The following is a 20,408-nucleotide window of genomic DNA, read 5'->3' as shown; positions in this document are numbered from 1 at the left end:
GGTTTTTTTTATCGCCGTCAATCCGTTATTAACGGCTACCTACCATTACTTTAATGGCTTGGGTGGCATTTCCGTTCTGCAAATGCAGCACGTAGAGCCCCGGCACCCAATTAGCCACCTCAAAGGTGTGGTCATTGGCACCGGTCACGGTTTCCACACGCACCGTTTCCACCAACTGCCCCTGACTGTTGAGCACCCGGAGGATACTCTGAGGCGCAACGGAGGCTTCCAGGAAGAACTGTACGTTCAGGTACTGCGTAGCTGGATTTGGCGCTGCTGCCAGGCTGCGGATCGAAGAGGCTGTACTCCGCTGCTCCACTATCCCCCCACCAAACGTCGGGGCTTCTACCCGGTTTACGGTGATGAAGTTGCCCGACAGGTCCCAGCAATCATCGCTGAGCATATCAGTACCGGCGTTACTGCCCGGGAAGGCAAAGAGCTCACCTGTATAGGACAAGCCCCAGATTCGGCTTACACCCACCGCAGTATTCTCAAAGTCGTAGGTACCGTCCAGGGATACATCGAGGATGTGGTTATCCGTATCCGTAATCAGGTACAGGTACGGCACGTTCTGGCTCGCGCCTGTTGTGATGAAAGTCAGCAAGTCCGGCATAGTGTCTCCAACGGTTACCGTGACTTCGTCCTCCCCATTATCCGTAAATACAGTGCCGGCTTCCGGGCCTTCGTAAACTACAGTGATGAAGTTTTCGGAGTACTGGAAGCAATCAGCAGAAGCTGGTGTGGTCGGTATTTCATTTCCAAAGTTGAGGCTAAGATCCCCTTCCAGGCTGACGCCCCAAATGTGATAGATCCCCGGCATCGCACCCTCAAAGTCGATCACATCAATCTCAATATCATCTACAATCACCTGATCGTTTGCATTGGTGATGATGTAGCGATAGATGGGGTCCTGACTGGTTGTGGAGACGACCACGAAGTCAGGCGCACTACCGCCCGGACAGAGGTAAACGGTGTCCGCACCGCCCACTTCCGAGAGCACACCTCCGTCGACAGCAGGCCCACGGGTAATGGTCAGGAAGTTGTCCGATAGCTCATAGCAGCTGTTTGACAGCTCAATCGCTGCCGCATCTTCTCCGATAATATCGTTGAGCAGGCCACTGTAAGACAAACCCCAGATCCGGAAAACGCCTTCAGGTAGTTGGGCAAAGTTGAAGCTGCTGCCCTCAATCGTATCAATAACGATATTGCTTTCATCCGTCAACAGATACAGGTAGCTGTTGAAGGAACCACTTGTGGTAACAAAGTCAACAGTACCATCGGTTGGGCCTAAGCAAACCAGGATATCCGTTTCACCCGTACCTGTTGTCAGGCTACCGCCCTCGGGCTCATCCCGCAGCACCGTGATGAAGTTGTCGGAAAGGCTGGCACAACCATCCGAGAGTTGAATATCAGTGATCCCCAACCCGGGGCCGGCTAACAGGTTGCCAGTGTAAGAAATACCCCAAATCTGAGCAACACCTGTACCAGAGGTTTCAAAGTCAAACTGATTACCACCTGGCACAAAGCCAAGAATGATACCGGCCTCGTTGGTCAAAGCATAGATATAATTGGCATCCGTTGCGGTAGTACTGTTGAAGAAGGTGATCACGTTTGGTTCGCCATCGCCCTGACAGATGCTGATCACATCCTGCCCTACGCCAAAGTCCGTGAATACCACACCGCCGTCAACGCCTTCTGCATTGATTTCGACAAACTGTCCGGTCAGGTCGTAGCAGTCATCAGAAAGTGGGTCAATGAAAATATTTGCGCCCGGCAACACAGCAATTTGCCCGGTGTAGGACACGCCGTACACCCGGTAGGTACCGCCCTGAATATTCTCAAAGTTGAAGACGGAATCGATGGCACTCACCAGGAAGTCGTTCTCATCCGTAATGAGATAACCATAGGCATTATCCGATGCACCGGTAACTTCAAAAGCGATTGAGTCCGCGATGCCATCCCCAACGCAAAGGTCGAGGTTGACCGGGCCGGCTACCGTACCAATTGTTCCGGCATTAGGCTCTACACGGGTGACCGTGACAAAGTTGTCGGACAAGTCATAGCAATCATCGGTCAGCTCAACCACCCCGGCATCGTCGCCAACCTGGGCGAGGATATTTCCGGTGTAGGCCAGGCCCCAAACGCGGCTTACGCCTACGCCCAGCGGTTCAAAGTCGTAGCTATCACCTGCAATCAGGTCAATAATCACATTACTCTCATCAGTCAGAACGTAGGTGTACGGACCGGCGGTGCCTGTGCTGTCAAAGGTAAGTACATCAGGCATGCCGTCTCCCGGACAAGTCACGATCTCGGTTTCTCCATCAGTAGTCATGACCATACCGCCCTCAGGCACCTGACTGAAAATAGCTACGAAGTTGTCAGAAACCGTAAAACAGTCATCAGCCAGCACATCCGTATTGACATCTGCACCGATCAAAATCGTAGACAGGTTGCCCGCGTAGGCCAGACCGTAAATCCGGTAATCATTTTCCGCGAAGGGATCGAAATCCACCTGGTCTTCGGTCAGGGTAGTCAGTATAATATCGTTTTCATCTGTAAGCAGGTAAATAAAGCTACCGGACACACCCGCGCTATCCAGGCTCACGATATCCGGCACACCGTTGCCCGGGCAAACGTACAGCTCAGTTGCGCCGCCCTCTATACGCACGATCCCTCCGTTCGGTACTTCGCGTACAATCGTAACGAAGTTATCAGATAAGTCGAAGCAGTCGTCACTCAGCGGCACATCGGCGGCATTATCGCCAGGCGCAGCTGTGATTGTACCGGTATAGGCGAGACCCCAGACCCGGCTTACGCCAATACCTCCGAGGTCGAAGTCAAAGGCATCACCGCTAATCAGATCCACTATAACATTATTGGTGTCGGTAATCACGTAGACATACAATCCGGCTGTACCAGTGCTGTCAAAGGTCACAAAATCCGCGTTGCCGTCACCAGGGCAGGTGGTCACCGTTTCGGAGCCCGAAGCGGTTGAAACCATGCCGCCATCAGGGGTTTCCCGAATAACAGTGATAAAGTTGTCGGACAGCGAAAAGCAATCGCTGCTCAATGCCACAGTAGCGGCATCATCACCAACGTTTGCTGTAATCGTGCCGGTATAAGCCAGGCCCCAGATTCGGCAGGTGCCGGCAGGAGCGCCATCGAGATCGAAAGCATCGCCGGTAGGCAGTTCCAAAATGATGTTGTTGTCATCCGTAATAACATAGGTGTATGGCCCACTGGAAGTATTGGCGCTATCAGCCATAATGATATCCGCAATACCATCGCCGGGGCAGGTATAAATGGTCGTTTCGCCATCAGGCATAGCCACAGTCCCGCCTTCCGGTACCTCACGTACCACGGTGATGAAATTTTGAGAAAGGTCGAAGCACTGATCAGCCAGGGTAACGGCAGAAGCCGTATCCCCTACCTCCGCAGTGATATTGCCGATGTAGGACAAGCCCCATATCCGGCAATTGCCGGCCGGTGCACCATCAAAATCGAAGGTATCGCCACCGGGCAAGTCAAGGATCACATTGTTCTCATCGGTAATTACATAAGTAAAGGGCGTAATAGCCGCCAGTATGCTGTCTACAGAAATGATATCTGCCACCCCATCACCGGGGCAGGTATAAACGGTGGTTTCGCCGTCTTCTGTCGTGATCTCTCCGCCAAAAGGCACCTCGCGGATCACATCCACGAAATTCTCAGACAGGCTGAAGCAGTCATCACTCAGCGTAGCCGTTGATGCGGTATCTCCGGGTTCTGCGATCAGGTTACCGGTGTAAGCCAGGCCCCAGACGCGGACGATGCCGGTCTCATCGGTTTCAAAGTCGTACACATCTACCGGGAAGGCATCCAGGATGATGTTTTGCTGATCGGTCACCACATAAATAAAGTTCGGCCCAACCACACCTGCACTGTCAAAAGCCAGCACATTAGCCAGGCTGTCGTCAGGGCAAATGTAAGCAAGGCTGCCACCGCCTTCCAGTTCTACGGTACCGCCCACGGGCACGTCCCGGACTACGGTAATGAAGTTGTCCGAAAGATCGAAGCAGTCATCGCTCAGCGTTGCTACAGAGGCAGTATCGCCTACCATGGCGGTCACTGCACCTGTATAAGCCAGGCCCCAAACACGACAGGTGCCGGCAGGTGCGCTGTCAAAGTCGTAGGTATTGCCATTTGCAAAATCAAGGATCACGTTGTCCTCGTCCGTGATCACGTAGGCAAACGGCCCCGGGTAAGTCCCCATGCGTTGGAAGGTCAGAATGTCAGCCATGCCATCACCAGGGCACGTAAAGGTTTCAGTTGTGCCATCGTCGAGACTAATAGTGCCCCCATCCGGCGTTTGACGGATGACGGTAATGAAGTTTTCGGACAGGCTGAAACACTCATCAGTCAGGGCTATATCTGATGCGATGTCCCCAACGGCAGCCGTGATATTGCCGGAGTAGGCCAAGCCCCAGACCCGGCAGGTACCGGCGGGTGCGCCGTCAAAGTCAAAGCTGTCACCGGCTGGTAGTGCCAGTATTTCATTCGCTTCGTCTGTAATCACATAGGTGTAAGCCCCCTGAGAGGTGCCGGTGCTATCGAAGAATACCACATCTTCAACCCCATCTCCCGGACAAGTGAAGACGGTCGTTTCACCGTCTGCTGTTGATACGGTTCCCCCGTTTGGTGTCTCTACAACTACGGTTACAAAGTTTCCGGACAGTTCGTAGCACTCGTCAGAAAGGGCCACGGCGGAAGCGTCGTCGCCCGCTCCAGCGGTCAGAGTGCCGGTGTAAGCGAGGCCCCATGCGTAGTAAGTGCCCTCGGTCAGGGCATCAAAATCGAAGGTATTGCCATCGGCCAGGCCAACGATGCTGAGTTCATCGGTCGTGATGACGTAGGCGTAGGTGCCGGTAGAGGTGCCCGTTGTTTCGAAACCGATGGTATTCGGTGTGCCATCGGGGCAGACGAAAATCGGGTCGGTCCCGCTTTCTGCGGCTACAGTCCCGCCTTCCACGGCTTCCCGCCGAACGGTGATGAAGTTGTCAGACAAGCCGAAGCAGCCATCCGCCAGTGCGGTGGTGGCGGCATCGTCCCCAACTTCTGCCAGCAAAGTACCGCCGTAAGCCAGGCCCCAGACGCGGCAAATGCCTACATCAGCACCTTCAAAGTCAAAGCTGCCGGAAGGTGCGATGGCAAGGATAAGGTTATCCGTATCGGTGATCAGGTAAGTGTATTCGTCTGCACCGCCTGAGGTATTCACAAAGCTGATGACATCCGCTACCCCATCGCCTACACAGGCGAAGGTTTCGTCCCCTCCATCTTCGAGGCGTACCGTGGCGCCATCTGCTTCCTGCCGGTCTACCGTGATGAAGTTGTCAGACAAGTTGAAGCAACCATCGGAAAGGTCCGCGGCGGCGGCATCCTCCCCTTCCATAGCCGTAAGGCTACCGGTGTAAGAAAGCCCCCAAACACGGCAAATGCCGGCGGATGCATCATCAAAGTCAAAGCTATCGCCACTGACGATGCTCAGAATGACGTTGTTGTCATCAGTAATCACATAAACGTAAGGTGCTGTTGCCTGCGTTTGGTTGGTGAAAGTGAGCACATCGGGCTGCCCGTCGTTTACACAAACCAGTGCATTGGTGCTGCCATCCTCAAGTGCAACGGTCCCTCCGTCGGGCAGGGCGCGTTCGATTTCAATGAAGTTATCAGAAAGGCCAAAACAAGACTCTGCCAGCTGCGTGGCAGCAGCATCGTCGCCGGGCTCCGCCAGCAGGTCACCGGCATAAGCCAGGCCCCAGACCCGGTAGTTGCCTTCACTCAATAGATCGAAATCGTAGCTGTCGCCATCAATAATTTCAATGATGATGTTATTCTCATCGGTAAGCAGGTAGACATAGCCCGCTGTCATATCCCCCGTAGAGGTAAAGGACAACACATCGGAGATACCGTCTTCGGGGCAGATAAACTGGGAAGTACTGCCATCAGTCAGGGCCACTTCTCCTCCATCGGGCACAAAGTTGACTACGGGAATGAAGTTGGTCGTAAGGGCGCCACAGATGGTCGCCAGTCCGGCCGTTGCTGCGTCCTGCCCGGGCTCAGCGGTGATTTGCCCAAGCCAGGCAAATGCCCAGACCCGGAAGTTGCCTTCACCAAGCCCTTCAAAACTCAGGGTGTTATCAATGCTGACTTCTAAAATGATGTTATTTTCGTCGGTGATCAGGTAACCGAAAGGCATGGCCAGGGTGCTGGTCCTGAAGTCGTAAGTTTCTGCCAGCCCATCCCCTTCGCAGGTAATAATTTCCGTACCTCCCCCACGCAGCGATATCGTTGCGTAATCAATACAATTGACCGGGAATTGGGCTAGCGCTGCTGTGGAAGCAAAAAGCAGGCTTAGTATCCCGAATAGTAGACTTTTGACCTTCATAGATAATTGCGGTTTTACATTTATCCTGGCAACTGCAAAAAGGAAGCCAAACTTTTTCTGGCTTAGCTCTTAACGCCTGATGGCAGTGACCAAAATATTTTGTTTGTTATTTTGGAATTATGAAATAGCTAGATGTCATCGCACGGTACTCTGTAAATAGCACTGGTGCTAAGCGCTTGTTGGGATTTCACACCTCTGGCTGCGTTCGCTCCAAAAGCAAATTCTCAACAAACTCTAAATATAAGTCATTCAATCCGAAACAAATGAGGGGTAATGCGTCCTGACGGTTCTCCGGAAAAGGATTCGCCAGGTGTGTATACGCAGATGTGTAGCGTTAGGTTTCTCAAAGCGTTAGCAATGCGCTCTTTACAGAATACGTTGACAAGTTATTATATTTTTTTCTATAAAAAAAGTGGGCACTGGAAAATTGGTGATCAATCGCACAAGTTAATTAACACCCGGTAGTCGTCAAACGCGGCATCTTCGGCTTTCATCTCCAGCATTTCCAGCCACGGAGCGTCTGAATACTGCTCTTCTAAAGCGGCAGCGGTTTCGTTGCACCGGATTTCTACCTGCCCATTTTGGATTTGCGCCAGTCTCCACTCATAGGTTTTGGCCATGCGTTCCCAAATGCGTTCGTTGACTTCGCCGATATCGGCATCCGGCATCATGGCTTCGGCCGCTTTGAAGGCATGATTGTTCCTGGCCAGGATCACACCTTTGTTGATAATGTAAAAAGCGGTGTGGGGCCAGACGGCCTTCTCCCGCAGCATCCGGGCATAAAGCACGAGCTGCAGGTCTTCTTCGTTTCGCAGCAAGCTTTCACGGTAGCGCAGCCCCGACCACTTGAGGTCTAATATACAGCGTTCATCGCCCCGCTTAAGCACCAAGTCTGCGTAGCCTTTCAGGTCCGCTTCCCCAAACCGGCCTTCCAGTAGTTGCTCGGTGGCCTCAATAGCCCAGCCGCCTTCCTGAATGTGGCGGACCAAATTCCAGGCCGACCGTTTGATCAATTCCATAAAACGGACCCGCTCCGGCTCCCGCCCGTACATCAGCAGTACGTTACCTTCCCGCTCCAGAAGCACTGTCTCGATAGACTCCAGATAACGCACCACCTGCTCTTGTGTCCAGCGGTGCACTTCTTCCTGTTTGAGCAGTTCTTCAAAAAACCGGTGTGCCAGATTCCCCTGCAGCGCCCGCTCATCAACGATGCTCAGTAGTGCAGAGGGCCTCAGGTCAGCTTTGTAGCGGAACAGCCATTTGTGCGGGTAGTAGAATAAATCGCTGAGGCTACTGTAAGAAGCCCGCTCTTGGGGCTTAGCTAACTGCCCGGCATTTTTAATAACCTGAATAAACAGGGCCGGGCGACCAATTCCATTGACCGGGGCGGATATGGTTTCGGGCAGTGTAAACCACCGTTCCAGCCCGCCTGCTGTCAAATCACAAGTAATCAGGCTTAGCCCTTCGCACCGGGCTTCCAGGTCACCCATCAGTGGGTGTGGGTTCACTTCCTGCCCGTTGATGTAGTCCGGGGCAACGAGCATCAAACGTTTGCGGGCGTGCAGGATGGGCCGTAGCCGGTGCCACAACTGCAGCCCGTTTTCCTGTTCGGGACCAGTAAGTGCCACTCCGTTTTGGCGGAGGTAATCCCGTTCCGGCTCGTACCAGCGGGAAAAGAAGTAGGCTTTCTCAGCCTGGGCAAAATTCCACCAGGCCAGGTCGTCCACGGGCCCGGTCACACTGCCGGTCTGCGTGGTGTACCTTAGAAAACCCTGTGCCCGGCGGTTGAGCTGCACCGGGGCTGGCTCGTAAACAGTCCGCACAACACGCTCCAGCTCGAGGGCGGTCAGCCGCTCTTCCGGCAAGGTGTACAGCAGCGCACTGATGCGCCGGGCCTGTCCCGCCAATACAAGCAGGGAGGCATTCTTATTGCCTTCGTCTTCAAAGCAGTCCTGAGCCCATTGCCCAACGTACTCAAAGACACGAATAGCCTGGTCTTTGGGCACAGTATCCGCTGCCGGGAACCGCTTGCGGTTGAACCAAAATTTGTACTGCTGGTCCGCTCGTTCGTAATTGTCCTGGCCGGGGCGGTCCGGATTTTCCCGCAGTTCGTTGAAGTAGGCCGCGATTGTAGTGCTCCACTGCTCTCCAAACAGTCCAGGGCGTTGAGCCATCAACACTGCAATTTTGTTGGCCAGCCCTCTTTCCAGGGGCTTCACTGCAAGAGAGACAAACTCCATCACTTTATAGGGGTCTATGGGCTCCCACAGAAATACGGTAGCCAGCTTCAGGACTTGCAAAGTTGGCCGGGCCAGAGAAGCAGACAAGAGGCCCAGCTCGGGCAATCCTTCCTCAGACAAGGCATGCTCAAGGACCTGGCACTGTCCGGGCACGACCAACGCAGGCCTGTAGTCTTCGTTTTGGCGCAGTACCTGTGCAAAATACGCTGCCAGACCGGTATCTCTCTTCCCTTTTAGCAAAATCAGGGAGCCGTCTCCCTTGAGCACTACTTTTCCGGGCTGCCCCGTCTCGTTAGACAACAGGCTCTGTTGCAAACGTGCCAGATCGGTATCTCCATCCACCTCCGGGGGCTTGGCCCACACCACTTCCACGCCCTGCTGCCGGAGTGCAAGCAGGAGGCGGCGCATACCCGCCGGCAATAGCGTTTCGGGCTCCTGACAAACCAGTTTTTCGAACGGGGGCGCCCAGCCTTCCGTTGCTTCAATGGCCCGGAGCATGCGGTCGGCAAACCCCATCGCCAAGCCTTTCGTAAGCCGCTGTACCTGTACCTCCAGCTCAGCGATACACTTAAGCCGGGGAGGGGCATCCGGCTCCACATTTAAGTCCCAGCCAGCCATAAGCAGTTCATCCCTGCGCTCCAGAATATCAGTAGCCACAGCAAAAGGGTCTGCTTTAAAGGACGTACTAAAAAAAGCGGTGGGCTCCAACCGGAGATAGTGGCTGAGCTGTTGACGGTATTGCTCAATGCGCAAGTACTCATTATCCCGGGGCACATCAGGCAGCCCCCAGATGGTCTCGAGGTAGCGAAGTAGCCCCTGCGGGCCGAATGCAGCGTGGCCAGACTTATGGTTGCTTACAGCAGGTAGGGGCGCGTTGTCCAGGGTCATCCCAAAAGTTACAATCATCTTTACTCAGAGGCTTGTGGTTGCAAATCAGATGGTTCAAAAGCAGCGTAAATCGTTATCAGATAGATGGAAAATTAAATATACACAATCTGATCCAAAGAAAGCTGCACAAATATGTGCAATTTTTTCTTACTTTACGCTGGGTTCCCTCCACCCTGCCCCTCTACTTTTTTTGGAAAAAAGATAACACAAATGACCATGAAGACATCATTGTTGACTTTTCTGTTTGGTGTGCTTTGCCTGCTTTTTGTGGCGCCAGCTGAAGCCGCCGTAGCAACTCAGGATGGAAAGGCTCCGCTTGTGCGGCAAGAACAAAAGGTGCAGCACCAATTTGAAAGAAAGCAAAAGCGGATAGAAAAGCGAATGGACCGCTGGGTTAAGCGTATGGAAAAACGGCAGGCCCGGGAGGGCAATACCGGCAAACGCACATTGAGCCTGATCCTTGGCAGTGTACTGTTCGTAGGCGGCCTCGTTCTGGGTATTTTGGCTTTTGGCTCCTCGCTTGGCGGTTTTTTCCTGTTTCTATCGGGGTTGCTCCTGGTAGGTGGGATCGTGCTGCTGTTGTTTGCCTTACTTAAAAAGCCCGAGCAAGTAAAAACCTAAGGGCAGTTACCCCCCCATCTCTTTCCGGAGATCTTCCATTTGACTGTGCCAAAGCTGTTTTTGATCGTCTACTTCATCATCGTCACAAAAGTCCGTAATGATCAGGATGGTCTCTCCGGTGACCGGTGATTTTGAGATCTCGAATTCGAGGTACTCCCCTTCTTCGGTACCATCCCAGTGAAAGCGGAGCTTCTCATTTTCGACATCCTCTATAAGTTCTGCTTCTTCAGCGGAGCCGCTCCACGAAAAGGCATAGGTATCACCTTGTATGTCTACTTCATCGCAAAACCAACGAACCAGGCAAGAGGGAGTTGTAAAAAACTTGTAGACAATAGCCGGAGAGGCTTTGAACAGGAACTCTAAATCAAACTTCACTCTTTCCATATGCAATAGGGTTGTTGGAGAAATCAGGCAGGAAACATGCGAAGAGGAGAGTACCAAACTATGGTTTCTAGCTGAAAGCAAACTTTGGCTTCGAACACCGCTGCGCATCCTATGCCGCACCACAATAAAGAATAAAAAAATGATTTTTCCAAAAATAAAAGTCTGACCCACCGAGTTAACATCCCGTAACAAATCAGGGCTTGGGCCAGATATTGCCAAACACCATGCGCACGGGGCAGTTTTTTACCAAATTTCCAATCCGATTTTCAGGTTTTTGGATTGTAGGAAACTATATCACAGGTAAAGGCGTTGCTTTTATGTAAGTTAAGCCTATATTAAGAAGGCTCTTGACTTGAAGGCAAAAAAGCCTTATTTTTGTGGGCTGTAAGTCATTAGATAACTAAAGCACTTGTAAAGCAAGGCATAAAACTATGCAGGTAAATCAGACAACACTTTTTCCAGATCATGGCTTGTGCCTGACTTACGCTATTCGATCCCACCATATCTATTCCGGCCTGCATAGCACAGAACACTACCTTTGTAAACTTTAATTAAATTTAGCGTACATGAGACAGCTTAAGATTACTAAGTCTATTACTAATCGTGAGAGCCAATCCCTGGAGAAATACCTTCAGGAAATTGGCAAGGTAGACTTGTTAACGCCGGAGGAGGAGGTGGATCTCGCCAAGCGTATCAAGCAAGGAGATCAGGCAGCTCTGGAAAAGCTGACCAAAGCCAACTTGCGCTTCGTGGTTTCCGTCGCCAAGCAATATCAGAATCAAGGTCTCTCACTCAGTGACCTTATTAATGAGGGCAACCTGGGGTTGATCAAAGCGGCTCAACGCTTTGATGAGACCCGTGGTTTCAAATTCATTTCCTACGCGGTTTGGTGGATTCGGCAGTCTATCCTTCAGGCGCTCGCAGAACAGTCCCGGATTGTCCGCCTGCCTCTGAATAAAGTCGGCTCCCTAAACAAAATCAACAAGGCTTTCTCCGAACTGGAGCAGGAGTACGAGCGCGAGCCCTCGGCCGATGAGCTGGCTGAAACCCTCGAAATTGCAACGGAGGAAGTAGAAACGACACTTGGCGTAGCCGCCCGGCATGTTTCTATGGATGCTCCTTTCGTAGAAGGAGAGGACAACTCTCTGCTGGATGTGCTCGAGAACAGCAGCACGCCCAACACTGATTCCCAGCTCGATTACAAAGAGTCACTGCGCCGAGAGATCGAACGATCTCTAAGTACGCTAACGGAGCGTCAGTGCGATGTCATCAAGCTGTACTTCGGTATTGGAGTGGAGCACCCGATGTCCCTGGAAGATATCGGTGAGAAGTTTGGCCTGACGCGTGAGCGTGTCCGCCAAATCAAAGACAAAGCCATCAATAAGCTGCGCTCGGCTAACCGGAGCAAGCTGTTGAAGTCTTATTTGGGCGCTTAAATTGTTAATAGACTTAGTACCAATTATAAAAGGCGCTGCGGATATCCGCAGCGCCTTTTTTTTGCCTTTCTTTATTGTGTTTGCTAAGCAAACAGTGAAGTACCGTCCATATCTTCCGGAGCCTGCATACTCAGTATTTCCAGAATAGTGGGTGCAATATCCCCCAGTTTGCCATCCCTGAGCTTGCGCCCGTGCGTATCCGCAGCAATGTAAAATACAGGGACAAGGTTGGTGGTATGTGCTGTATTCGGAGAGCCGTCTGCATTGATCATAAAGTCGGAGTTGCCATGATCGGCGATGACAATGGCTTCGTAGTTGTACGCCAATGCTTTCTCCATCAGGCGCTTCAGGCTTTGATCTACGGTTTCAACGGCTTTTTTAGCAGCTTCGAAGTCGCCGGTATGCCCCACCATATCGGCATTGGCGAAATTCAGGCAGATAAAGTCCGGCTGATTTTTGTCTATATCGGCTACTATCGCATCCGTCACTTCCACGGCGCTCATCTCGGGCTTCAGGTCGTAGGTCGCTACTTTAGGAGAAGGGATCATAATCCGGTTTTCTCCTTCAAATTCTTTCTCCCGGCCTCCATTAAAGAAGAAGGTCACGTGGGGGTACTTTTCCGTTTCAGCGATCCGGGTTTGTGTGAGCCCGGCTTTGGACAACACCTCGCCCAGCGTATTTTCGATGTCTTTTTTATCCAGCATCACATGTAAGCCCTTATAAGAGTGGTCGTAGCGGGTCATCGTTACGAAGTGCAAGGGCAGGGTATGCATACCGTGGTCGGGCAAGTCCTTCTGCGTCAGGGCAATGGTCAGCTGACGGGGCCGGTCGGTGCGGAAGTTGAAAAAGACGACCGCATCCTCTTTCTGAATCGTCGCAACAGGATTACCTGCGGCATCGGTACAAATGACCGGTTTCAGGAACTCGTCGGTTTCGCCGGCATCATAGCGTTTTTGGATGGTAGCCAGGGCATCCTGCGTAGCTTCTCCTTTTGCATTGACAAGCGCATCATAGGCTATCCGGGTACGTTCCCAGCGATTATCCCGGTCCATAGCATAATAACGGCCAACCACGGAAGCCAGCTGCACCGGCTTGCCTTCGATGTGGTCCAGGACTTCTTTCAGGAAGCCTTTGCCACTTTTCGGGTCGGTGTCCCGCCCATCGGTAAAAGCATGGATATACACCTTTTCCAATCCAAAATCAGCTGCTGCATCGCAGAGCGCCATCAGGTGGCGATGATGGGCATGCACGCCACCATCCGAAACCAGGCCCATGAAGTGCAGCGCTTTGCCGTTGTCTTTGGCGTATTGCATGGCGGCTACCAGTGCCTCATTCTTTTGAAGCTCACCCTCGCGGATCGCCTTATTGATCCGCGCCAGTTCCTGATACACCACTCGGCCTGCACCAATATTAAGGTGCCCGACCTCGGAGTTGCCCATTTGCCCTTCGGGCAAACCTACCTGCTCCCCAAAGGTGGTCAGTTCCGCATTGGGATACTGATCATAAAGGCTATCTACAAATGGCGTATTGCCCTGGGCAATCGCGCTGACTTTAGGGTCCGGGCCGTGGCCCCAACCATCGAGTATGACGAGTAATGCACGAGTCTTTTCCATAGTGCTAAAGTTAAGCATTTGAGGCTGAAAAGCAGAAATGGGAGCCCAAAAAGCCAAAAGCAAAGCCGCAGCACTGCGCGATGCCTTTTCCGTAATATGGGTATGGCACTATCGTACAGGCTCTTAGGCTTTCGCCACCTGAATCTGCACTTTAATTTCGCCCGGCAGTTCAATTTCCTGGCCATCCGCAACGGCTGCTGCCAATTGCAAATCTGCCGTCAGGGTCTCCGCTTTAATGTAATCTCCGAACTGCGCTACCGCTGAGGACACTGCCTCTGCTTGCTCCAGTACCACCTTAATCTTATCCGTAACTTCGAAGCCACTATCTTTACGGATGTTCTGAATACGGTTGACAATATCGCGGGCCATACCTTCTGCTTCCAGCTCAGGAGTGAGCGTAATATCCAGTGCTACGGTCAGCTTACCGTCATTGGCTACGAGCAATCCCGGGATGTCTTCGGTAGCGATTTCAAAGTCCTCCAGGGTAAGCTCGTAAGTATTGTCGTTGGCCTGTAGGGTGTACACACCTGTCTTTTCAATATCAGCAATATCTTCCTGCGACATGCTGTTGATCTGCTTAGCCGCTTCCTTCATGTCTTTACCGAGGCGGCGGCCGAGGGTCTTAAAGTTGGGCTTGATCCCTTTTTTCAGCACACCCGCTGTATCATCCAGGTATTCGATATCTTTCACATTAACCTCGCTGGCAATCAGGGTTTTAACCCGGTCTACTTGTTCCTGAAAGGACTTATCAAGTACCGGCAGCATGATCTTTTGCAGGGGCTGCCGCACCCGCAGGTCTTCCTTTTTGCGCAAAGCGAACGTCAGAGAAGAAATCCGCTGCGCATAGTCCATACGCTGCTCCAGAGCTTTGTCAATTTTAGTCGCATCTGCTGTTGGGAAATCTGCCAGGTGGACAGACTCGTGGTCCTCCAGCTTAGTCGCTTCGTTGAGGTTGCGGTAGAGCCAGTCGCCGAAGAAAGGCGAGATGGGCGACAGCAACTTCGATACCGTCTCCAGGCACTCATAGAGGGTCTGATAAGCCGCGAGCTTGTCAACATCCATCTCCTCAGCATTACCGTTCTGCTGTTGGGATGGCTTCCAGAACCGTCGGCGGCAAAGGCGTACGTACCAGTTACTCAGGTTGTCCACTACAAAGGACTGAATCTTGCGCGCCGCCTGTGTGGGTTCGTAGTTGCTATAGTCCTGATCCACTTCTTCCACCAGGCTGTTGAGCAGGCTGATGATCCAGCGGTCGATTTCCTGCCGCTCCGAAAGAGGCAGCTGAGGCCTGGAATTATCAAACTGATCGATATTGGCGTAAAGAGAGAAAAACGAGTAGGTATTATAGAGGGTGCCGAAGAACTTCCGCTGCACCTCCCCTACTCCATCGAGGGAGAACTTGAGGTTGTCCCAGGGATTGGCATTGGCCATCATGTACCAGCGTACGGCGTCGGCACCGTACTGCTCGATCGCGCCAAAAGGATCTACGACGTTGCCTTTGCTCTTAGACATCTTGTTGCCCTCTCCATCGAGCACCAGGCCGTTAGATACCACATTTTGGTAAGCTACGCTATCAAAGACCATGGTCGCGATAGCATGCAGGGTGTAGAACCAGCCCCGGGTTTGGTCAACGCCTTCGGCAATGAAATTGGCCGGGAACTTGCGCTCAAACACCTCCTTGTTCTCAAAGGGATAATGCCATTGTGCGTAAGGCATAGAGCCTGAGTCGAACCACACATCAATCAGGTCTGCCTCGCGGCGCATTTCCTTACCGCTATCAGACACCAGTACCACCTCATCGATATAAGGGCGGTGCAAGTCTTCGGGTATGCTTTGGTTTAGCCCCAGCGCTTTGTTGGCTTTTTCAATCTCAGTGCGCAGCTCTTCTACGGAGCCGATGCACTGCTCCTCTTTCGCATCTTCGGTGCGCCAGATCGGTAGCGGGATACCCCAGTAGCGCGAGCGGGAGAGGTTCCAGTCCTGCAGGTTCTCCAGCCACTTGCCGAAGCGGTTCTCACCGGTAGAGGCTGGCTTCCAATTGATGGTTTTATTGAGCTCGTACATGCGCTCCTTGGCTGCGGTGGCTTTCACAAACCAGCTGTCGAGTGGGTAGTAAAGCACAGGGCGGTCTGTACGCCAGCAGTGCGGATAAGAGTGCAGGTACTTCTCGGAGTGGAAAAGCTTGTTTTCTTCCTTGAGTTGGATGACGATGTCGGCATCGACCGGGCGCTCTTCTTCCTGCCCGTAGTCTTTAACGTAGCGACCGGCGAAGTCAGTCACTTCCTTTACGAAGCGGCCCTGCCGGTCTACGAGGGGCATACTATTGCCATCCTCATCTTTGACCATCAATGGCGGGATGCCATACTTGGCTGCCACCTGAAAGTCATCCGCACCAAAGGTAGGCGCGATGTGGACGATACCGGTACCGTCTTCGGTAGAAACGAAATCGCCCAGCAGGACTTTGAAGGCTGGCTTATCGGGCTGCACATAGGGCATCAACTGCTCGTACTCCATGCCTTCCAGTTCGCTCCCTTTCACCTCGCCGAGGACTTCGAGGTAAGGGATAGGCTTATTGCCGGCCTTAACCTCTTCCGGTTTCAGGTCCGGGTTGGCTTCTGTGAAGTATTTATCCAGGCGGTCTTTGGCCAGGATAACGGTGCTCAATTGGTGGGTGTAACGATTGTAGGCCCGCACCTTTACGTAAGTGATGTTTTTGCCTACGGCCAGCGCGGTGTTTGAAGGCAACGTCCAGGGCGTGGTGGTCCAGGCCAGAAAGTATTCGTCTTCCGTACCCTTGATTTTGAACTGCGCGATGGCAGAGATGTCCTTAATATCCTGATAGGTGCCCGGCATATTCAGCTCGTGGGAGCTCAGGCCGGTACCGGCAGCAGGTGAGAAAGGCTGAATGGTAAAGCCTTTGTACAGCAAGCCTTTATTATACAACTGCTGCAGGAGCCACCAGACGGTTTCGATGTAGTCGTTCTCAAAAGTGATGTAGGGGTCATCCAGGTCTACCCAGTAGCCCATCTTGCGGGTGATGTTGTCCCACATGTCTTTGTAGCGCATCACCGTTTCGCGGCACTTGGCGTTGTACTCCTCCACCGTGATTTTGGTGCCGATGTCCTCTTTAGTGATGCCGAGCTCCTTCTCTACATTAAGCTCAATAGGCAGGCCGTGGGTGTCCCATCCGCCTTTACGCTCCACGCGCTGCCCCTTCATACTATGGAAACGGCAAAATAGGTCCTTAACGGTACGGGCCATCACGTGGTGGATACCGGGCTTCCCGTTGGCTGAAGGAGGCCCCTCGTAGAAGACGAAGTTGTTTTCAGCCGGGCGCTGTTCCACACTTTTATTGAAGATATCATGGTCCTCCCAGAATTTGAGGATATCCTGATCGATTTCCGGGAGGTTGAGCTTTTTGTATTCTTTGTACATCACCTTTCGTTTTTACCGGCGCAAAAATAACAAAAAAGCGCTGCCGAACCTTATCCGACAGCGCTTTCCTGATGTATCAGGCGTTACAAAACATCAGCAGCCTGGCGGATGAGCCGGAGCGGTAATAATGCTGATAATTATGATAGCGGCTTGATACATACGTTCTAAACGATTATTTTACAAGCTTAAGATTTTTTACGCACAAAAGCAAGCAGATTTTGTACCGGCTTGACCGAACCGCATTCAAACAGTAACCTGCAGCGGAAGCTGATGACCAGCTTGCCTGTTGGCACTCTAAAGCCCCGAAGGAGTCCCAATTCTCATGAGGGGAAAACGGCTGTAATCAATTGTTTAAGTATGTGCCGTTCTTCTGCTTCCAGAGTCATATGCCCTAAGAGCTCTTTTTCCAGATATTGCATTACAGCTTCCGGATTACCGGATGATAGTTGTTGTTGAAACCCCTGAATCGCAGTTAGTGGCAAATTAGTAAACTCCGCCAGCTCCTGGGCTTCCATTTGCGGGAATTTAGCCGCTGTTTTTAATAAGTGAAGAACACGCTCCCACTGACGACCCTCCTGACGGCCCTCCTGACGGCCTTCTTCCTTTAGCATTTCTAAGGTACTCATTGCTTCTGGCTTTGTTGTAAAGGTTAAGTTTTCCAAGGCTTCCATGAACTGCGCAGGAGAACGCTCCATAACAGCAAGGGTAAACGTCATCACCGCTTCCATACGCTCCCCCTTTATACCTTCTAATATAGCAGTAATGTATTGTAAAATCAACTGTGGGCGGTGCCGCAACCCCATGGAAAGCATCGCACTTCGGAAGTAGCTTAGCTCCAGCTTCAATAATTCTTCAGGGGCTATCTTCGAAATATCAGTGAATAAGAAACGAAAATCAGGAAGATAGGGTTCTATTTGATCGAAATAGGGGCTTTCAGCAAATAACTCCGGGCAACAGCTCTGTCTCCCATTGCTTACTTAAAGAAACGGTCGTCAGGCTGGAAAACTTCCTTTTTCCGGCTCATAATTGAGGAGCTATCATTAGTGATCCTTAAAATTAGTTTTTATTGTTTTATGATCCAAAAATAAAACACAAAAAATATAAAACCTGCGAAGGCAATGCTAAGTCCCGGCAGACAAGCCGGTATTTCACAACATATCTCGAAAAACCCTGTCTCCCTTCCATCCTAATCCCCTTATCTTTGTTTCCAGTTTATAAACAACACCTCTATGCTCAAAACCGAAAACCTAGGCTACGCCTATCCCGGCAGCCCGCCGCTCCGATTTCCGAATATTCAATGCGCCAAAGGCGAGCACTGGCTCGTGCTGGGCAACTCCGGTAGCGGAAAGACGACACTGCTACACCTGCTAGGCGGGCTGCTTTCCCCCAGGGAAGGCCATATAGTGGTGGGCGATACCGAAATGAATCAGCTCTCCAGGGGCGCCCTTGACCAGTTCCGCGGGCAGCACATCGGCATTATTTTCCAAACGGCGCACTTTGTACAGAGCCTCACGGTGGGCGACAACCTGGCCCTCGCCCAAAGCCTCGCGGGCATGAAAGTGAACCGGGAGCGCATACGCGAGTTGCTCGGCCGACTGGGGCTGGACCACAAACTGCGGTCCAAACCCTCCCAGCTAAGTGTGGGGGAAAAACAGCGGGCTTCCATCGCCCGGGCCATCATCAATCAGCCGGCGGTCATACTGGCGGACGAGCCGACTTCTGCTCTGGACGATAGCAACTGCAAACAGGTCATCGAACTGCTGGAAGAACAGGCAAAAGCCGTGGAGGCCACCCTCCTCGTCGTTACCCACGATGCCCGCCTGAAAGAACACATTTCCCACCAAATCTCAATCCACTAGCGCATGAACCTACTAAACCTGAGCTGGAAAAACCTGACCAACAAACCGCTGAATATGCTGCTCAGCCTTATCCTCTTTGGACTGGGTGTGGGCCTCATTTCCCTCCTGCTGGTGCTGAATGACCAACTGCAGGAGAAATTTGAGAAAAACCTGGCCGGAGTAGACCTGGTTGTTGGCGCCAAAGGCAGCCCTCTGCAACTCATCCTCAGCAGCATGTACCATATTGACGCGCCCACCGGGAACATCCCCATCAAAGCAGCTACGCCTTTCCTGCGGGACGGGCACCCGATTATCGAGACCGCTATCCCTTTGTCCTTAGGCGACAGCCACCGGGGCTTCCGGGTAGTGGGCACGGAGCCGGAAATCTTAGCCCTCTACAACGCCGCTGTAGCTGAAGGCCAAATGTGGAAAAAAACGCTGGAAGTCGTGGCCGGCGCCGCCGTAGCCGATGAGCTGGGGCTGAAAATTGGCGATACCTTTAAAAGCTCACATGGCTTTGACCAAAATGAAGACCTCATCCACGAAGATGCGGAATCCTTTAAAGTGGTCGGCATTCTCTCCCCTACCGGTTCGGTAATCGATCAACTGCTGCTCACGCGCTTTTCCAGCCCCTGGGCCGTGCACGAACATGGGCATGATGACGAAGAGCAGGAGCACGGAGAAGAGGATCATGACCATGATGATCACGATCACGAGGGGCACGATCACAGCGATGCGGATCACGACCATGCTCCCATGCCAACCAGCGGTGACCCCTACCCCGACGACTTGCTGGCCTACCAGGACAAGCAAATCACCTCCATCCTGGTGAAGTTCAAAGGGCACAACATACAGGCGCTGAATATGCAGCGCGCCATCAACGAAAACACAGAGATGCAGGCCGCTACGCCCGCTATTGAAATCAACCGCCTGTACGCCCTCATGGGCACAGGTACGAAAGCTCTGCGCTGGCTGGCCATTGTGATCATCATCGTATCGGGGCTGAGTATTTTCATCTCCCTTTACAACTCTCTCAAGGAGCGGCGCTACGAGCTGGCGCTGATGCGGGTAATGGGTGCCTCCCGGGGCAGGTTGCTGGCGCTCATCATCCTGGAAGGTCTGGTGCTCGCCGTACTGGGCTACCTGCTGGGCATGGTGCTCAGTCACGGCTCCATGTACCTATTGGCCGATCAGATGAAGGCGACGTATCAGTATGATTTCTCCTGGGCTAGTTTCCTGATTGAGGAAGCCTACCTGCTGGGCGGTGCGCTGCTGATTGGACTGGTTGCCGCTTTGATACCGGCCCTGCAGGTGCAGGGGATGGATATTTCGGATACGCTGGCGGATGGGTAAAGCATTAGCGTTAGCATACTAGTAATAACAACTAAAAAAGTAAACGTCCGAGCAACCCCGTATTGCCTGCGCCAGTCGCAAGCGCGACCTTTGTCGAAAAAGGCAAGAGATGAAAAACAATGGCCGCGCCGAAGAGATGGCGCAACTTTTAGAAGAGCAAGCTTCTTCAGGCATGAGCA

General features: G+C 52.4%; 10 protein-coding genes. 4 read left to right on the top strand and 6 right to left on the bottom strand.

The genetic code is table 11. From position 1 onward, the window contains the following. Nucleotides 1–28 precede the first annotated feature (28 nt). Nucleotides 29–6,421: a T9SS type A sorting domain-containing protein gene (locus RIC19_RS02065; RefSeq protein WP_350176325.1), complete on the bottom strand. Its 6,393-nt coding sequence runs from the start codon at nt 6,419–6,421 to the stop codon at nt 29–31. A 434-nt stretch (nt 6,422–6,855) separates the two neighbouring features. Next, on the bottom strand, nt 6,856–9,567 hold the full coding sequence (locus RIC19_RS02060; protein ID WP_350176323.1) for a PD-(D/E)XK nuclease family protein: 2,712 nt from the start codon (nt 9,565–9,567) through the stop codon (nt 6,856–6,858). A 198-nt stretch (nt 9,568–9,765) separates the two neighbouring features. Between RIC19_RS02060 and RIC19_RS02055 the strand changes: the two genes are divergently transcribed. After that, nucleotides 9,766–10,170: a hypothetical protein gene (locus RIC19_RS02055; protein ID WP_350176321.1), complete on the top strand. Its 405-nt coding sequence runs from the start codon at nt 9,766–9,768 to the stop codon at nt 10,168–10,170. Between the two features lie 6 nt (nt 10,171–10,176). Here RIC19_RS02055 and RIC19_RS02050 read toward each other — a convergent pair whose 3' ends face one another. Beyond that, nucleotides 10,177–10,554: an START-like domain-containing protein gene (locus RIC19_RS02050; protein WP_350176319.1), complete on the bottom strand. Its 378-nt coding sequence runs from the start codon at nt 10,552–10,554 to the stop codon at nt 10,177–10,179. Nucleotides 10,555–11,120: 566 nt separating this feature from the next. On the opposite strand from RIC19_RS02050, the gene RIC19_RS02045 reads away from it, so the two are divergent. Beyond that, nucleotides 11,121–11,990: a sigma-70 family RNA polymerase sigma factor gene (locus RIC19_RS02045; RefSeq protein WP_350176317.1), complete on the top strand. Its 870-nt coding sequence runs from the start codon at nt 11,121–11,123 to the stop codon at nt 11,988–11,990. Nucleotides 11,991–12,073: 83 nt separating this feature from the next. On the opposite strand, the gene gpmI is transcribed toward RIC19_RS02045, so the two are convergent. The 3 genes from gpmI to RIC19_RS02030 form a co-directional block, all read right to left on the bottom strand. Next, on the bottom strand, nt 12,074–13,603 hold the full coding sequence (gpmI, locus tag RIC19_RS02040) for a 2,3-bisphosphoglycerate-independent phosphoglycerate mutase (protein ID WP_350176315.1): 1,530 nt from the start codon (nt 13,601–13,603) through the stop codon (nt 12,074–12,076). A 123-nt stretch (nt 13,604–13,726) separates the two neighbouring features. Then, nucleotides 13,727–17,038 (bottom strand): isoleucine--tRNA ligase, encoded by a 3,312-nt coding sequence (gene ileS / locus RIC19_RS02035; RefSeq protein ID WP_350176313.1) that lies wholly within the window; start codon nt 17,036–17,038, stop codon nt 13,727–13,729. A 320-nt stretch (nt 17,039–17,358) separates the two neighbouring features. Further along, complete coding sequence (locus tag RIC19_RS02030; RefSeq protein WP_350176311.1) at nt 17,359–17,766, bottom strand: hypothetical protein; 408 nt, start codon at nt 17,764–17,766, stop codon at nt 17,359–17,361. Between the two features lie 501 nt (nt 17,767–18,267). Between RIC19_RS02030 and RIC19_RS02025 the strand changes: the two genes are divergently transcribed. Both RIC19_RS02025 and RIC19_RS02020 read left to right on the top strand, forming a co-directional pair. After that, nucleotides 18,268–18,897, top strand: a complete 630-nt coding sequence (locus tag RIC19_RS02025) for an ABC transporter ATP-binding protein (RefSeq protein WP_350176309.1) — start codon at nt 18,268–18,270, stop codon at nt 18,895–18,897. Between the two features lie 3 nt (nt 18,898–18,900). After that, a complete protein-coding gene (locus RIC19_RS02020) occupies nt 18,901–20,229 on the top strand; it encodes an ABC transporter permease (protein WP_350176307.1) in 1,329 nt (442 codons plus the stop codon). Nucleotides 20,230–20,408: the final 179 nt, after the last annotated feature.

Source organism: Phaeodactylibacter sp. (genome assembly GCF_040219495.1).
In the GTDB taxonomy this organism is placed as follows: domain Bacteria; phylum Bacteroidota; class Bacteroidia; order Chitinophagales; family Saprospiraceae; genus Phaeodactylibacter.
The sequence above is the reverse complement of the archived record's forward strand: the minus strand, read 5'-3'. Positions and strand labels throughout refer to the sequence as shown.

What these genes read in the sequence shown, in the direction of transcription:
- RIC19_RS02065 (WP_350176325.1), bottom strand. Translation starts at nt 6,421, where the DNA reads ATGAAGGTCAAAAGTCTACTATTCGGGATACTAAGCCTGCTTTTTGCT.
- RIC19_RS02060 (WP_350176323.1), bottom strand. Translation starts at nt 9,567, where the DNA reads ATGATTGTAACTTTTGGGATGACCCTGGACAACGCGCCCCTACCTGCT.
- RIC19_RS02055 (WP_350176321.1), top strand. Translation starts at nt 9,766, where the DNA reads ATGAAGACATCATTGTTGACTTTTCTGTTTGGTGTGCTTTGCCTGCTT.
- RIC19_RS02050 (WP_350176319.1), bottom strand. Translation starts at nt 10,554, where the DNA reads ATGGAAAGAGTGAAGTTTGATTTAGAGTTCCTGTTCAAAGCCTCTCCG.
- RIC19_RS02045 (WP_350176317.1), top strand. Translation starts at nt 11,121, where the DNA reads ATGAGACAGCTTAAGATTACTAAGTCTATTACTAATCGTGAGAGCCAA.
- gpmI (WP_350176315.1), bottom strand. Translation starts at nt 13,603, where the DNA reads ATGGAAAAGACTCGTGCATTACTCGTCATACTCGATGGTTGGGGCCAC.
- ileS (WP_350176313.1), bottom strand. Translation starts at nt 17,038, where the DNA reads ATGTACAAAGAATACAAAAAGCTCAACCTCCCGGAAATCGATCAGGAT.
- RIC19_RS02030 (WP_350176311.1), bottom strand. Translation starts at nt 17,766, where the DNA reads ATGGAAGCGGTGATGACGTTTACCCTTGCTGTTATGGAGCGTTCTCCT.
- RIC19_RS02025 (WP_350176309.1), top strand. Translation starts at nt 18,268, where the DNA reads ATGCTCAAAACCGAAAACCTAGGCTACGCCTATCCCGGCAGCCCGCCG.
- RIC19_RS02020 (WP_350176307.1), top strand. Translation starts at nt 18,901, where the DNA reads ATGAACCTACTAAACCTGAGCTGGAAAAACCTGACCAACAAACCGCTG.